The sequence below is a fragment of the Providencia sp. SP181 genome (assembly GCF_050446505.1).
Lineage (GTDB): Bacteria > Pseudomonadota > Gammaproteobacteria > Enterobacterales > Enterobacteriaceae > Providencia > Providencia vermicola.
The window spans coordinates 1-16,489 of sequence record NZ_JBBPXM010000008.1 but is presented as its reverse complement, the minus strand read 5'-3'; the positions used below and the strand labels follow the sequence as shown (position 1 = coordinate 16,489).

Here is a 16,489-nt window from a genome sequence, read left to right as displayed (position 1 = left end):
GCGTGAGGTTGTTGACAAAGCAGGATAAAAGCGTGGTTTTTCCTGCTTTGTGTTATCAGCCAAAAATCAATGAATTGATTTTTCTCGTTTATTTTCAAAACCAATCCAACCTGCAGTCAAACCTAATCGGTTTGTCAGCAGTTTGACGCGACCCTTTTCAGCGTCGCGTTTATATGAGTGGCTAGTTAGATTTATTCGGTGAAACAGAAATGCTCAATCATTTGGCTAATTAATTGGCGAGTAGGTTCGATAAAGCGCATATCGATAAATTCATCGGGTTGATGAGCTTGTTCAATAGAACCTGGGCCGAGGACTAAAGTAGGGCAAAGTTCTTGAATAAATGGCGCTTCGGTACAGTAGTTCACGGTATCCGCTTTTTGACCCAGTAACTGCTCAATCACGGCGACCATTTTGTGGTCTGTCGGGCATTCATAACCTGGGATCGGTGGGTGCATTGACTCAATCGCCAAACGACCTGGCCATCTTGCCCGCACAGGTTCGAGGGCATCATTCAATAGCTCATCCAAATCTTGCAATGTCAGCCCTGGTAATGGGCGAATATCCATATGTAATTCACAGCAACCACAAATACGGTTCGCCGCATCACCGCCATGAATATGACCAAAGTTCATGGTGGGATAAGGGATCACGAAAGCTGGGTTATTAAAACGCTCTTTCAATGTGTTACGCAGCGTCATTAAATGAGAAATCGACTCATGCATTAGCTCAATGGCATTCACACCACGCTCAGGGTCACTTGAATGTCCCGATTGCCCCGTAATGCGGATAGCGTTAGATAAATGGCCTTTATGTGCACGTATCGGTTGTAATGAGGTTGGCTCACCGATAATGGCAAAATCAGGGCGCAGTGCTGTATTCGCTGCAAAGTAACGGGCTCCTGCCATCGAGGTTTCTTCATCGGCAGTCGCAAGGATATGCAGAGGGCGCTTGAGTTTGGCAAGATCCATATCGCGCAATGCATCGACAATAAAAGCAAAAAAGCCTTTCATATCAGCAGTACCAAGACCGTAAAGCTTACCATCATGTTCAGTAAGCTCGAAAGGGTTTTTACTCCAACGTCCATCATCAAAAGGCACAGTATCGGTATGCCCACATAGCATCAGGCCGCCATTACCCTCTCCAATGGAAGCCAGCAGGTTATATTTATCACGTGTTTCCGGTACGGGCTGAATATTGACCGAAAACCCCAGCGTCTCTAACCATCCACCAAGGAGTTCCACAAGGGCTTTATTGCTTTGATCCAAATGAGAATCAGTTGCACTAATCGATGGAGTGGCAATTAATTGACGATAAATCTCAATAAATGCAGGTAATTTAATATTCACTGTTGACAGCCTTAATCCATAATAGTATCAATATTCATGCACTTTATTTGAATAAAAATACACATTAAACTGTTTGAGTCACGAGTACAAGGTAGAAAGCACATGTTGAACACACTCATTATCGGGGCTAGTGGCTATACTGGAGCAGAATTAGCCGCTTATTTGCAACGTCATCCTGAAATTAACCTTCAAGGGTTGATGGTATCGAAGCAAAGTGCCGATGCAAATAAATGTTTTTCTGATTTATATCCTCAGTATAAAGGCATTATTGACCTTCCTGTACAGCCATTAACTGATGTGGCTGAGGCGGCAAAAGGTATTGATGTTGTTTTCCTCGCCACGGCGCACGAAGTAAGCCACGATATCGCTCCGCAATTCCTTGAGGCAGGCTGTGTGGTATTCGATTTGTCGGGTGCTTACCGCGTTCAAGATCCTGCGTTCTACACGCAATACTATGGCTTTGAACATACAAATACCGAATGGTTAATGCAAGCAGTTTACGGTTTGGCAGAATGGCAAGCCGATAAAATTCGTCAAGCTCAATTAGTTGCAGTGCCAGGCTGTTACCCAACCGTTTCACAGCTCGCGTTAAAGCCGTTAATTGACGCAAAATTATTAGACAACAACATGTGGCCTGTTATCAATGCAACCAGTGGTGTGTCAGGGGCAGGGCGTAAGGCCTCAATGACAAATAGCTTCTGTGAAGTGAGCTTGCAGCCATACGGTATTTTCACTCATCGCCATCAACCTGAAATCTCCACACATTTAGGGCAAGAAGTGATTTTCACGCCGCATCTGGGCAACTTCTCAAGGGGGATCCTTGCCACTATTACATGCAAGGTGAAAGCAGGTGTTACGGCAGAGAAAATTGGCGAAACGTTTAAAGAAGCATATCAAAACAAACCATTGGTGCGTTTATATGATAAAGGCGTTCCTGCATTGAAATCGGTGGTCGGCACACCGTTTTGTGATATCGGTTATGTATTGAAAGGGGAACACCTGATTTTAGTCGGTACAGAAGATAACCTACTAAAAGGTGCCGCTGCACAGGCTGTACAGTGCATGAATATTCGTTTTGGTTTCAATGAAACTCAGTCATTACTTTAATAAGGACAACCCATGCAACCCTTAGTGATTAAATTGGGCGGTGTGTTACTCGATAGTACCGAAGCGTTAGAAAAACTTTTTACTGCCATTCAAACTTACCGCCAAACGCATAAGCGTGAGCTGGTAATTGTCCATGGTGGAGGCTGTCTAGTTGATGAATTAATGCAGAAACTGCAACTTCCTGTGGTGAAAAAGCAAGGACTGCGTGTCACACCCGCGGATCAAATTGACATTATTACGGGGGCTTTAGCGGGTACGGCAAATAAAACCTTACTGGCATGGAGCATCAAACACCAGTTGCCCGCGGTGGGGGTATCACTCGGTGACGGACAAAGTGCGGTTGTCACACAGTTAAATGACGAACTGGGTCATGTTGGGAATGCAAAACCAGGTGACGCCAAACTATTAAAATTGCTGCTTAGTGCGGGTTATTTGCCAATCATCAGTTCTATTGGGATCACTGCACAAGGTGAGCTGATGAATGTGAATGCAGACCAAGCCGCAACCGCTGTAGCCCAAGCACTCAATGCCGATCTGGTTTTATTGTCGGATGTCAGTGGCATTTTAGATGGTAAAGGCCAAAAAATTGATGAGATGACCACGCAAAAAGCGCAGAAACTCATCGACCAAGGAATTATTACAGATGGAATGATTGTTAAGGTGAATGCTGCATTAGACGCAGCTAACGCACTACAACGCTCCGTCGATATTGCAAGTTGGCGTCACGCAGAACAACTTCCTGAGCTGTTTAATGGTACAGCAATCGGAACTCGGATCTTGGCATCGTAATCGAGCCATACACATAAAAAATTAATTGAGCGGATAGGTACGTTATGAAAAAGGGCATTAAAAAGATTGTATTAGCATACTCTGGTGGTTTAGATACCTCGGCAATTATTCCATGGTTGAAAGAAAACTATGACGGTTGTGAAGTGGTTGCATTCGTTGCCGATGTGGGACAAGACAGGGAAGATCTCGTTGGTGTTGAGAAAAAAGCACTGCAATCAGGCGCATCAGAATGCTATGTCGTTGATTTACGTGAAGAGTTCATCAAAGAATATATCTATCCAGTATTAAAAACGGGTGCGTTATATGAAGGTAGCTATTTATTAGGCACATCAATGGCTCGCCCAATTATTGCGAAAGCACAAGTTGAAATCGCATTAAAAGTGGGTGCGGATGCCGTTGCTCACGGTGCAACGGGTAAAGGAAACGACCAAGTGCGTTTCGAAAGCACCTATACGGCGTTAGCGCCGCAACTGCAAGTGGTTGCACCATGGCGTGAGTGGGATTTGCGTTCTCGTGAAGCGCTGCTCGATTACCTGAAAGAGCGTAACATCCCGACAACAGCGAGTCTTGAAAAAATCTATAGCCGTGATGAAAACGCATGGCATATTTCCACTGAAGGTGGCGTATTAGAAAGCACATGGAATGCAGCCAACCAAGATTGCTGGGTATGGACTGTTGATCCGCAAGATGCGCCAGATGAAGCGGAACTGGTGACTGTTGGTGTGAAACAAGGCGAAGTGGTTTCTGTTAACGGTAAGGCATTGTCTCCTCTAGGGTGTTTAGAAGCACTGAACACGCTGGGTGCGAAACACGGTGTTGGCCGTATCGACATCGTTGAAAACCGTTTAGTCGGTATGAAATCTCGTGGTTGCTATGAAACCCCAGGAGGCACCATTATGATGGCTGCGCTGCGTGGGATTGAGCAATTAGTATTAGACCGTGACAGCTACAAATGGCGTGAGCAGCTAGGTTTAGAAATGTCGTATGTGGTCTATGATGGCCGTTGGTTCGCGCCATTACGTCATTCATTACAAGCAGCGGCAGAGTCCTTAGCACAAGACGTCACGGGTGAAGTGGTACTGAAACTGTATAAAGGCCAAGTAACAGCGATTCAGAAAAAAGCGGATAAGAGTTTGTACTCTGAAGAATTTGCGACATTTGGTGAAGATGAAGTTTACGACCACAGCCACGCTGGTGGGTTTATCCGTCTTTATTCCCTGTCCTCACGTATTCGTGCGCTGAAAGAACAAAACAAATCAAAATAAAGCTAATCGCAGTAACCCGGCAGTTACACAGCTGTCGGGTGTTAAAAACTTATTTTATCAATCAGGTAGGGATCCGTTATGGCACTTTGGGGTGGACGTTTTAGTCAGCAGGCAGATCAGCGGTTTAAACAATTTAATGATTCATTGCGTTTCGATTATCGCTTGGCGCAACAAGATATTATCGGTTCAGTCGCATGGTCAAAATCATTGGTCACCGTCGGGGTGTTGACAGAGAGCGAACAGCAATCTTTAGAACAAGCGTTAAATACATTATTAAAAGAAGTTCAAGATAACCCTGACATTATTTTGCAAAGCGATGCGGAAGATATTCACAGTTGGGTTGAAGGTAAGCTGATTGATAAAGTTGGTGATTTGGGTAAAAAGCTGCATACAGGACGTAGCCGTAATGACCAAGTGGCGACAGATTTAAAACTGTGGTGTAAAGACCAAGTCGCATTATTACTTGAAGCAGTCACTGAGCTACAGAAAGCGTTAGTGATCACTGCAGAAAATAATCAAGATGCCGTGATGCCAGGCTATACCCATTTACAACGAGCGCAACCAGTGACATTTGCTCATTGGTGTTTAGCCTATGGTGAAATGTTAGCGCGTGATGAAAGCCGCTTAAAAGATACCTTAAAACGTTTGGATGTTAGTCCATTAGGTTGCGGGGCATTAGCGGGCACAGCGTACGATATTGACCGTGAGCAGTTGGCTTCTTGGTTAGGTTTTTCATCAGCAACGCGTAACAGCCTTGATACCGTTTCTGATAGAGACCACGTTCTCGAACTGCTATCTGATGCCAGCATTGGTATGGTGCATTTATCTCGTTTCGCTGAGGATTTAATTTTCTTTAATAGTGGGGAGGCGGGTTTTGTTGAGTTATCTGACAAAGTAACGTCAGGTTCTTCATTAATGCCACAAAAGAAAAACCCTGATGCACTGGAATTGATCCGTGGAAAATGTGGTCGTGTCCAAGGCGCTCTTACTGGCATGATGATGACACTCAAAGGATTGCCCCTTGCATATAACAAAGATATGCAAGAAGACAAAGAAGGCCTGTTTGATGCATTAGATACTTGGTTAGATTGCATACACATGGCTGCGCTGGTTCTTGATGGTATTCAAATTCGTCGTCCGCGTTGTGAAGAGGCAGCAAAACAAGGTTATGCAAATGCAACGGAGCTGGCGGATTATCTAGTGGCGAAAGGTGTTCCATTCCGTGAAGCACACCATATTGTGGGTGAAGCGGTGGTGACTGCAATAGCACAAGGTAAAGCGTTAGAGGAAATGGCGTTAAGCGATCTGCAGAAATTCAGTGAAACAATTCAATTAGATGTATATGAGGTTCTCTCGCTGCAATCATGTTTAGATAAACGGCTTGCAAAAGGTGGGGTATCTCAGAAACAAGTGGCGAAAGCGATAGTGGAAGCGAAGAGTCGATTGGGGCTGTGATAGCGAGTTGAATATTAAAATGGGGGGTAGTATGACTACCCCTATTCCCATAACGTGTTTCTGATTAAATATATTTAATCGTCAGCATCCCCATCTGTTTATCCTCATTTACCCAATTATATGAATACTCACCCCTACCATCATTGATGACTTTCCACCCTTGGATATTTGTTACATCATTTAAGTCTATTTTATTAGTAACCATATCCGATTGGCTATTCAAACATTTCATTTTGATATTTTTTTCATTGATTTCATTGATGCATGATGGAAATACAATGGCACCCGAAAATTGAATAATACCGGTGTGTTCATCATTGCTGGCATTCACATTCATTGATGTAAAAGCGGCTACAAGAAATAAGCTGGTTAATGAGCAAATACATGATTTTTTTAATATTAATAGTGAATTTTTCATAATAGTATTCCGTCATTGATTTTTAGTGAATCAACTTGCTGTATGTTTAAATTGAAGATGTCTTATATAGATTAAAATAATAATTCGTGATTAATATTCCCTGATGTTTTGAGGGAAGGAATTATAATTAAAAAAATGCCAGAAATGTGTAAATCAAAAAAATGAAATGTTTAAAAATATAAAGATAACTAACGTGATTACATTAGTTTATTAAATTGTTCTTTGGATTTTAAGTGGTGTAAAATTCTAATTAATTGCTATTTTTGCATAATTTTATGGTTTTATGCTTTCTTGGTGTGCTTTTGGTTGGTTTGATCTTCTAGCGAACGGAGTAGGGTTATAAGCGTGTAATAACTTTTTGTGGGGATTTAACAGAAAGGAATCGTGATTTTACATTTATTTTTATATAAAATCTTACAAAGTTTAACGGTGAGTGAAAGAAAATATAACAAAATATTTCAACCATGAAAATAAATATAACTTTATCTAGGTAATTTATTAACGTTTAGAGGGATACTAAATAAAACAATAAGGTTTATGGTGACCCTCAATCTGAGAAAGGGCTCTTTATTAGAGCCCTTGAGGTTGTTGACAAAGCAGGATAAAAACGTGGTTTTTCCTGTTTTGTGTTATCAGCCGAAAATCAATAAATTGATTTTCCTAATTTATTTTCAAAACCTATCCAACCTGCAGTCAAACCTAATCGGTTTGTCAGCAGTCTGAAGGGCTCTTTATTAGAGCCCTTTCGAAACACTCTTTTTAGTTTATTGATATCTAATTTTAACGAGCCCTTCTTTATGATCACTTCGCAGCCATTCGAATTCATAACTTCCAAGGTGATTTGAAAGTATTGAGGCTTTAGTTGTATATGCCAGTTTATTAATATCGATATACTCAGTCTTCATATTAGCGTGTCCATCTAATAAATACTTCTAGTAAGCCAATGGTTGCTTTTTTTCGACAAAAATAATTTAATTGTTTTGTACGCTTTAAGAATAAAAGATACGAGTTACATATTATAAAAACACGAATATTACATCTATTTGGGTCTTTATCTCGAAAACTGTATGGTTAATAAATTTAATTATTTTTGAGTTGTCATCAATATCACCAATCAAAAACATGGGATACAATTTTATTTCTAAATATTGCAAATTATTTCATTTTATTGCATGAAATTGTATGAAAAGTGAAGTATGGCGATATTTATTAATTTATTAATAGATAAAACAGAACAATATCGATATAGTGATTGGTATTATCTATCTTTGGTTTGACAAAGAATTCACGAAAGGAAAAGAAATATGAATATTCGAGATTTAGAGTACCTCGTTGCACTCGCCGAACATAAACACTTTAGACGCGCCGCGGATTCTTGTCATGTCAGCCAACCAACATTAAGCGGTCAAATTCGTAAATTAGAAGAAGAGCTCGGCGTCATGTTATTAGAAAGAACGAGCCGTAAAGTTCTTTTTACCCAGCAAGGTTTATTACTTGTTGAACAGGCTCGAACTATTTTGCGAGAAATAAAAGTGTTGCAAGAAATGGCTGCTCTGCAAGGGGAAAGCATGTCTGGCCCACTGCATATAGGCCTAATACCAACGGTCGCACCTTACTTATTACCTCATATCATCCCACAATTACACCAAGCTCATCCTAAGTTAGAAATTTACTTACATGAAGCACAAACTCAGCAACTATTAGCTCAATTAGATAGCGGCAAATTAGATTGTGCAATTTTGGCTGATGTGAAAGAAACAGCGCCATTTATTGTTGTGCCTTTATTTGAAGAACCAATGAAACTGGCTATTTATGAAAGCCATCCATGGCATGACCGTGACACCATTGAAATGGGGGAGCTGTCAGGTGAAAAATTATTAATGTTAGAAGATGGGCATTGCTTACGTGACCAAGCAATGGGTTTTTGTTTTCAAGCAGGTGCAAAAGAAGATACGCATTTTAGGGCAACCAGTTTAGAGACATTAAGAAATATGGTTGCAGCGGGAAGTGGCATTACACTTTTACCTGATTTGGCGGTGCCAAATGAAGCGTGTCGTGATGGCGTGTGTTACTTAAATTGTATTGAGCCTGAACCTAAGCGGACAATTGTTCTGGTATATCGCCCAGGTTCACCTTTACGTGGTCGCTATGAACAATTAGCTGAAACTATTTATAACTCAATGGATAATTATTATAAAAACAGAGTTTAGGAATAAAGCGCTAAAATAAACGTTTAGTAGATTGATATGATGGTTGCCAAAAAGAGGCAACCATCAAGACAGGCAATTAAAATAGTCGATTTAAACCATTTAATGCCGCAACGCGAAAAGCCTCTGCCATCGTTGGGTAATTGAACGTCGTATTCACAAAATATTCGATAGTATTGCCTTCACCTTTTTGTTCCATAATCGCTTGGCCGATATGTATAATTTCAGCCGCTCTTTCGCCGAAACAGTGAATACCTAATATTTGCAATGTTTCACGATGAAATAAGATTTTCAAACTACCGACATTCATTCCCGCAATTTGCGCACGTGCTAAATGTTTGAATTGTGCACGGCCGACTTCATAAGGCACTTTCATTGCAGTAAGTTCTTGTTCGGTTTTACCCACTGAGCTTATTTCAGGAATGGTATAAATGCCCGTTGGAATATCTTCCACTAAATGCGCATCACCAAGACTACCACCGATTGCACGTGCTGCAATTCGGCCTTGGTCATAAGCCGCAGAAGCGAGACTTGGGTAACCAATCACATCACCGACAGCATAGATATGTTCATTCGTTGTGCGGTAAGCTTTATTCACCTTAACAAGACCACGGCCATCCGCGTCAATGCCAACATTTGCAAGGCCTAAGCCATCTGTATTACCCGTTCTTCCGTTGGCATATAATAGGCAGTCAGCTTTCACTTTCTTGCCAGATTTCAAGTGAACAATAACACCATCATCGACACCTTCGATTTTTTCATATTCTTCATTATGGCGAATGACAACGCCACTATTCCAAAAATGGTAAGACAATGCATCAGACATTTCTTGGTCGAGGAAGGCTAATAAATGATCTCGCGTATTGATTAAGTCTACTTTCACACCTAATCCGCGAAAGATTGAGGCGTATTCACAACCAATAACACCTGCACCATAAATAATGACATGGCGAGGTTCATGGGTAAGGTTGAGGATTGTATCGCTGTTATAAATTCGCGAATGGTTGAAATCGACATCCGAAGGGCAATAAGGGCGTGAACCCGTTGCTATTACTATCTTATCGGCACTTAAAACATCACAGCTACCATCGGCGTAACGTACACTAACATGTTGATCATCAATAAACGTGGCTTCACCCGAAAACATCTGGCAACCGTTTCGCTCATAAAACCCTTGGCGCATGCGAGTTTGTTGGCTAATGACCGTTTCCGCATGTTGCAGAATTTCAGAGAAAGAGGAGCTTAAGCTACGGGAGTTATCGCTATAAAGGGGGTTTTGATTGAATTCGATAATACGACTAACAGCATGACGGAGGGCTTTAGAGGGAATGGTTCCCCAGTGGGTACAGCCTCCGCCGACATTATTATAACGTTCTATAACAGCAACGTTTTTTCCTTGTTTTACCAGCCCCATCGCGGCGCCTTCGCCACCAGGACCAGAACCAATAACTATTGCATCAAAATGGGTAAGTTGCATGAGGTAAGACCTGCTCTAAAACAAAATGACAACAAGATGTTATCATTAGTTGGTTATTTCGCCTAATTTCCCGTTCCCTTTGTCTTTCTAATTAAAACGTCGTGAATCTCTTTCACTGATTTACTTCAATCTGAAATTCGAGAAGAAAGCACATCCGGGAAAAGCAAAAAATAAAGTGCATTTTTGGTGAATCTATTTTTTAGGGTTCAGGTAGGGTAGAAGGAAGTGAGAACATTTCTCTATATAAGAAAGCGGTGTCGGTAATATGCGAAATTCTGAAAATTGCTAATTTGCAGTAAGAGTCGATTTTTCTCTAAACCAGATTAAGAAATTTCAGGTATGCTAGAAGGTGAACTCTTGCTTATTATTAACCTTCAATAATGCGTTCATTAATATTTAATGACATAGAAATTAGGATCACCGTGAGTAACACTATTGGCGTTAGAGCAAAACAAAAAGAAAAAACTCGGCGTTCACTCGTCGAAGCCGCATTTAGCCAATTAAGCGCTGAACGGAGTTTTACGAGCTTAAGTTTACGTGAAGTTGCTCGAGAAGCAGGCATTGCACCAACGTCATTTTATCGTCATTTCAAAGACGTTGATGAACTCGGCCTAACAATGGTCGATGAAAGTGGCTTGATGTTACGTCAACTGATGCGACAAGCGAGGCAGCGTATCGCAAAAGGTGGGAGTGTGATCCGCACATCAGTCTCAACTTTTATGGAGTTTATTGGTAATAACCCCAATGCCTTTAGGTTATTATTGCGTGAGCGTTCAGGCACATCAGCTGAATTTCGTGCTGCCGTTGCAAGGGAAATTCAACATTTTATTGCGGAATTAGCTGATTACCTTGAACTTGAAAGTCGCATGCCTCGCCATTTTACTGAGATGCAGGCTGAAGCGATGGTAACGATAGTCTTTAGTGCAGGCGCAGAAGCGCTTGATATTGACGAAGAAAAACGCAGACATCTTGAAGAACGGCTGGTATTACAGTTAAGAATGATTGCTAAAGGCGCCTACTATTGGTACCGCCGTGAACAGGAAAAACAAAATCAAACTGACCCAGACCTTACTAAATAATAAGGAGAATCAATGACGGATCAAAAAAGTTATGAAAGAAGTACACTATTGCTCGCCTTTGTTATCGGACTTGCAACCCATGGAACCTTTTCAACGTTGTTCAACTCGCTAGTCGACTTTTCATTTTTTCCAATTTTGACCTTAGTATTGGCTGCGTATTGTTTACACCAACGCTACTTACACCAAGCGATGCCAATCGGACTCCCTAAATTTGTTGCAGGCAGCTTTTTCATTGGGATCTTTGGTTATGCCGCGATTTTACGCGTTCAGAACCCTGAAATTGGTTCTAACTTTATTCCAGCGACGTTTATCGTGATTCTAGCGTTATGGATGTATGCAAGCTGGAAAGCGCGTAAGAAAGAAAAAGCTGAGCTAGCACTTGAACAAGAAACTGAAAACGAAGTTTAAAAAACGTATTTAGACTAAAACGCCGCAGGATATTGCGGCGTTCTTATATGGATTATGAATATATTTAAAAATTAGCGACGCGTTAATAAAACACCACTTTCCATATGATGGGTATAAGGGAATTGGTCGAACAAGGCTAGCTTCTCAATTTTATGCGTTTTTGTCAGCTCAACTAAATTATCGCAAAGGGTTTCTGGGTTACAGGAAATATACAAAATATGGTCGTACCCCTGGACAAGTTCTACGGTTTTATCATCTAAACCACTACGTGGTGGGTCAACAAAAATCGTATTACATTGGTAATCCGTTAGTGTAATACCTTCCAAACGTCTAAATTCACGTGCCCCTTGCATTGCTTGGGTAAAATCTTCAGCAGACATTCGGATAATTTGCACATTATTAATGTTGTTTGCTTCTATATTATATTGCGCTGCAGCAACGGAAGGTTTAGCAATTTCAGTGGCTAAAACACGTTCAAAGTTTTGTGCTAATGCCAAGGAAAAGTTTCCATTTCCGCAATACAATTCTAATAAGTCACCCGTTGAATTTTGCGTCGCGGCAATTGCCCATTCCAGCATTTTAATATTGACCTGTGCATTCGGCTGCGTGAAGCTATTTTCAACTTGGCGATAAACCATATCCTTACCATTTACAGGTAGCACTTCATCTACATAATCATTATCAAGCATGATTTTAGTTTTTGAGGCGCGGCCGATTAACTGCAGGTCAAAGCCTTTTTCCACCAATGTGGCTTTTAAACTTTTCGCCTCAGCGGTCCATTCATCACCTAATTTTTTATGGTAAAGCAGTGAAACGATCAGTTTGTTGCTCAGTGTCGACAAATAGTCGATTTGGAATAACTTATGGCGTAGTAATTCATTCTGTTTAATTAATGGTAGCAATGCAGCCATCATGTCATTAATTAATTGACTCGCCACTGGGAATTGGTCAACACGGATACGTTCTTTGGTCTCTTTATCAAACATGATATGAAACAAATCATCATTATCATGCCAAACTCTGAACTCTGCCCGCATCCGGTAATGCGAGGTTGGAGATGAAAAAATTTCAGGTTCAGGTGCGTTAAACGGGGCCATCATAGCCTTTAAACGGTCAGTTTTCTCTGCGAGTTGCAGTTCGTAGTCTTTGGTGTGCAACGTGTTTGGCATACTTGGCCCCATAAAACAGTAAAAAATTCATATCAGGGGCGAAATTGTAGGGAATGCGGCGAAGATGTCCAGTTTTCATTATCGATCCGTAGACACTCATAACTATTCAACTTACGATAACAGTGTGTGGTTGAGGGAATTTGGTTGAAATCCAAGACTGACGCGCAACGGTAATTAAGGTATCCCCGTTATTCTTCAAGCTACATGGGTGTTAGCATCGCTCAGCTACCCTAGTCACATACTTCAGTATGCGCCTAGGGATATCTTCGCTTGCCGCCTACATGTAACTTGAATTATTTAGGATATATACAAGCATTTTTCTGTTGCTTTTATTATAGAAATAACGCTTTGGAACTTATGAGTCCGATACCTGCCACACGTCTTATCGCTTTGTTGAATATCAGCGCGAACCTTTTATTCAACTTCGCGGAATTTTAATTTAATTGATTTTCCGAGTGTAATCATAATGAATAATAACAAGTTGCTGCCGTTATCGGCCGCTGCTGTGGCAGTGTTATGCGGTGTTTCTTCTCTGGCAAGTGCAAATAATAAAGCTGACGAAGTTGTCGTATCAGCCAATCGTTTCGAACAACCAATTTCTTCTATATTAGCGCCCGTGACAGTGGTCACTCGTGAAGATATTGATCATTGGCAGTCAAATACCGTGATTGATGTGTTAAGGCGTTTACCAGGAGTGGATATTGCGCAAAATGGGGGAATGGGGCAGCAAAGTTCCCTTTTTATTAGGGGAACAGAGTCTCGCCATGTTCTAGTGCTAATTGATGGTGTCCGTTTAAATCAAGCAGGTATTTCGGGTTCATCAGATATGAGCCAAATTCCAATCTCATTAGTTCAACGTATCGAATATATCCGTGGTGCGCGTTCCGCTGTTTATGGTTCTGATGCTATTGGTGGCGTAGTGAATATTATTACTCGCAGTGATAACGATGGAACAACATTAAATGCGGGTATTGGTTCGCATGGCTATCAAAACTATAACGGCTCGACCCAGCAAAAAATTGGTGAAAATACCACAGTAACCGCGGCGGGCGCTTATACGTATACAAAGGGGTTTGATATAGAGGCGAAAGGGTTTAGTGGTGATAGGAAGCAGCCAGACAAAGATGGTTTTTTGAGTAAGGCATTATGGTTAGGTGTTGAACATCAGTTTTCATCAGATATCACCGCTTATGCGAGAGCATATGGGTATGACAATAGAACTGATTATGAAGCTTATTATGATAAACATACAAACTCTCAAGTTGATACTCGAAAATTATATAGCCGCACCTATGAAACAGGCTTGAAATATCATAATGATAAATATTCAACCATACTGATGGGCAGCTACGGTACAACAAAAGATTATAACTATGATCCAAAATATGGGCAGTATGGGAAATTTTCGAATTTAGATGAATCGAAGCAATATAATCTCCAATGGGGCAACAGCTACCATCTAGAGAAAGGTAATATCAGTGCTGGTATTGACTATCAACGTCAGAGTGTTGAACCAAGTAGCTATACAATGATCAGCGAGAAACAAACGTTAAATAACACTGGAGTTTATTTAACGGGTCAATACGCACTAGTCAACTCTGTTGTAGCTGAAGCTGCGGTTCGTTCAGATCACCATTCAGAATTTAATTGGCATACAACTTGGCAATCAGGATTAAGCTGGGAATTCTACGAAGGCTATAAACTGGTTGGTTCATATGCAACAGCCTATAAAGCACCAAATCTGAGCCAATTGTATGCACATGTGGTTTCTCCTAGCTGGTCTACTATTGGTAATCCAAATTTAAAACCAGAAGAGAGCAAGCAATGGGAAATCGGTGTTGAAGGTAAAACTGGCCCATTATTTTGGCAGTTAAACACATATCATAATGATATTAATAACTTGATTTCATATGACAATGGTTATCCAATCGCTAGTTATGAAAATATTGGAAAGGCTGAAATTAAAGGACTTGAATGGGTTGGTGAACTAGATACGGGAATTTTCCATCATCAAGTTACTTATCAATATATCGATCCTAGAGATAAAGAAACAAATGAGGTTTTACTGAGAAGGGCTAAGCAACAAGTCAAATATCAACTTGATTGGGATATTTATGACGTTGATATGGGGGTCACTTACCAGTATATAGGCTCTCGGTATGACAAAATGGGGAATGGGCAACGCACAAAAGTAGGCGGCGTTAGCCTTTGGGATCTCACAGCTGCATATCCAATCACTTCACATCTCACAATTCGTGGTAAAATAGCTAATATGTTCGATAAAGACTATGAGACCGCGTATGGTTATCGCACCGCTGGAAGAGAATATTTCCTTACCGGAAGCTACAACTTCTGATAACACCTTATCTGTTCGCCCGACCATTCTTGTGTTTGACTCAGGAGTGGGCGGGTTATCTGTCTATCGCGAAGTTAAAAAACTGATTCCGAATGCGCACTATATATATGCATTCGATAACGAAGCTTTTCCGTATGGTGAAAAAAGTGAAGAGTTTATTATTGATAGGGTCTATCAAATTGTTAATGCAATAGCAGCAAAGCATCCTTTAACAATTGCGATCATTGCATGTAATACTGCAAGTACAGTCAGTTTGCCTAATCTAAGAGCGCACTTTACTTTCCCTGTAGTCGGTGTGGTTCCTGCAATCAAGCCTGCTACTAAACTCACGCGTAATGGCGTGGTCGGTTTATTAGCCACGAAAGGCACTGTGAATCGCGAGTACACGAAAGAATTAATTGACCGTTTCGCTACGGACTGCAAAGTGGTTTCGCTGGGCTCTGCTGAATTAGTCCAATTGGCAGAAAGAAAGTTACATGGGGAAACTTTACCGTTAGATGAAGTGGCTCAAACGGTAAGGTCGTGGATCAGAATGCCTGAACCGCCAGACACGGTTATTTTAGGCTGTACCCATTTCCCTCTATTAATAGAAGAACTCGAAAAAGTCTTACCAGATGGAACAAGGTTTATAGATTCAGGTTCTGCTATCGCTAGAAGAGCCGTTTGGCTGATAAACAATCAGGCAGAAATTCATGATTCTAACGAAGAAGACTTCGCTTATTGCCTCTTAATGAATGATGCTGTGCAAGATTTAAGGCCTGTACTTGAAACTGAAGGGTTTATTTCGCTGGAAAAACTAGCGCTTTAACTTAAATTTGCTGAAAAGCTGAGCGAACGAAAAAAAAATGCAAAAAAGGGGTTGCCAGATTTTTCTGACTCCCTATAATGCGCATCCGTTGTCACGACAAACCGATTCGGCGAAAAGGGGAAACCCAGTGATAACAGAGGTGAAGAAAGAAAAAGTTGAAAATAAACACTTGACTTTCTAAAAGAAAAACGTAATATACGTCACCTCGCAGCAACGACCCAAAAGGTCAAATTTCACGACGAAATGCTGCAACGCTCTTTAACAATTTATCAGACAATCTGTGTGGGCACTCACAGGACACTATCAAAAAAATATTTGATTTTAAGTCTTGAAGAGTGACTAACACGTTAATTCATATATATGAAATAAGGTAGTAACGCTTATTTTGGAAGGGTAACGCGAAGGCAAGCAGAGATAACCCGAGACAGTACTTAGGTACGGCAAGGGGAAGCGATGCGAAGCCGACAAAGTTAGCCGAACAAAAGAACGTTACGGTCAGTAAGACATTCTTTGAGCATCAAGCTACTTTTAATTGAAGAGTTTGATCATGGCTCAGATTGAACGCTGGCGGCAGGCCTAACACATGCAAGTCGAGCGGTAACAGG

At 41.0% G+C, this 16,489-nt stretch carries 13 protein-coding genes, 1 rRNA gene and 1 riboswitch; of the genes, 10 read left to right on the top strand and 4 right to left on the bottom strand.

Annotation, left to right across the window (positions count from 1 at the left end; translation table 11 throughout):
- Positions 1–191: 191 nt before the first annotated feature.
- On the bottom strand, positions 192–1,346 hold the full coding sequence (argE, locus tag AABS66_RS14375) for an acetylornithine deacetylase (RefSeq protein WP_206085982.1): 1,155 nt from the start codon (positions 1,344–1,346) through the stop codon (positions 192–194).
- Positions 1,347–1,448: 102 nt separating this feature from the next.
- On the opposite strand from argE, the gene argC reads away from it, so the two are divergent.
- The 4 genes from argC (at position 1,449) to argH (ending at position 5,962) form a co-directional block, all read left to right on the top strand.
- A complete protein-coding gene (gene argC / locus AABS66_RS14370; protein ID WP_206085983.1) occupies positions 1,449–2,453 on the top strand; it encodes an N-acetyl-gamma-glutamyl-phosphate reductase in 1,005 nt (334 codons plus the stop codon).
- A 12-nt stretch (positions 2,454–2,465) separates the two neighbouring features.
- Positions 2,466–3,242, top strand: a complete 777-nt coding sequence (gene argB / locus AABS66_RS14365; protein ID WP_430225067.1) for an acetylglutamate kinase — start codon at positions 2,466–2,468, stop codon at positions 3,240–3,242.
- Between the two features lie 44 nt (positions 3,243–3,286).
- On the top strand, positions 3,287–4,507 hold the full coding sequence (locus tag AABS66_RS14360) for an argininosuccinate synthase (RefSeq protein ID WP_430225066.1): 1,221 nt from the start codon (positions 3,287–3,289) through the stop codon (positions 4,505–4,507).
- Positions 4,508–4,585: 78 nt separating this feature from the next.
- Entirely contained in the window at positions 4,586–5,962 is a 1,377-nt protein-coding gene (gene argH / locus AABS66_RS14355) for an argininosuccinate lyase (protein ID WP_206085986.1), read from the top strand.
- Between the two features lie 64 nt (positions 5,963–6,026).
- Here argH and AABS66_RS14350 read toward each other — a convergent pair whose 3' ends face one another.
- Complete coding sequence (locus tag AABS66_RS14350; RefSeq protein WP_430225065.1) at positions 6,027–6,380, bottom strand: hypothetical protein; 354 nt, start codon at positions 6,378–6,380, stop codon at positions 6,027–6,029.
- A 1,304-nt stretch (positions 6,381–7,684) separates the two neighbouring features.
- Here AABS66_RS14350 and oxyR point away from each other — a divergent pair.
- The gene (gene oxyR, locus AABS66_RS14345) at positions 7,685–8,590 is read left to right on the top strand and encodes a DNA-binding transcriptional regulator OxyR (protein ID WP_047756880.1); all 906 of its coding nucleotides are present in this window, start codon (positions 7,685–7,687) and stop codon (positions 8,588–8,590) included.
- A 76-nt stretch (positions 8,591–8,666) separates the two neighbouring features.
- Here the strand turns inward: oxyR and sthA are convergent, their stop codons facing one another.
- Entirely contained in the window at positions 8,667–10,064 is a 1,398-nt protein-coding gene (gene sthA, locus AABS66_RS14340) for a Si-specific NAD(P)(+) transhydrogenase (RefSeq protein ID WP_206085988.1), read from the bottom strand.
- A 422-nt stretch (positions 10,065–10,486) separates the two neighbouring features.
- Between sthA and fabR the strand changes: the two genes are divergently transcribed.
- Positions 10,487–11,143 carry an HTH-type transcriptional repressor FabR gene (gene fabR, locus AABS66_RS14335; RefSeq protein WP_206085989.1) on the top strand — a complete coding sequence of 219 codons (657 nt, stop codon included), beginning with the start codon at positions 10,487–10,489 and terminating at the stop codon, positions 11,141–11,143.
- Positions 11,144–11,155: 12 nt separating this feature from the next.
- Complete coding sequence (locus AABS66_RS14330; protein ID WP_206085990.1) at positions 11,156–11,551, top strand: YijD family membrane protein; 396 nt, start codon at positions 11,156–11,158, stop codon at positions 11,549–11,551.
- A 71-nt stretch (positions 11,552–11,622) separates the two neighbouring features.
- Here the strand turns inward: AABS66_RS14330 and trmA are convergent, their stop codons facing one another.
- On the bottom strand, positions 11,623–12,720 hold the full coding sequence (gene trmA / locus AABS66_RS14325; protein WP_272574412.1) for a tRNA (uridine(54)-C5)-methyltransferase TrmA: 1,098 nt from the start codon (positions 12,718–12,720) through the stop codon (positions 11,623–11,625).
- A 110-nt stretch (positions 12,721–12,830) separates the two neighbouring features.
- Positions 12,831–13,112: riboswitch (cobalamin riboswitch) on the top strand.
- Positions 13,113–13,186: 74 nt separating this feature from the next.
- Between trmA and btuB the strand changes: the two genes are divergently transcribed.
- The 3 genes from btuB to AABS66_RS14310 all read left to right on the top strand — a co-directional run.
- The gene (btuB, locus tag AABS66_RS14320; RefSeq protein ID WP_206085992.1) at positions 13,187–15,076 is read left to right on the top strand and encodes a TonB-dependent vitamin B12 receptor BtuB; all 1,890 of its coding nucleotides are present in this window, start codon (positions 13,187–13,189) and stop codon (positions 15,074–15,076) included.
- Entirely contained in the window at positions 15,021–15,884 is an 864-nt protein-coding gene (murI, locus tag AABS66_RS14315) for a glutamate racemase (RefSeq protein WP_272574414.1), read from the top strand. The genes btuB and murI overlap by 56 nt, the downstream gene beginning before the upstream one ends.
- Positions 15,885–16,413: 529 nt before the next feature.
- Positions 16,414–16,489: ribosomal RNA gene (locus tag AABS66_RS14310) — 16S ribosomal RNA — on the top strand; the annotation flags it as partial.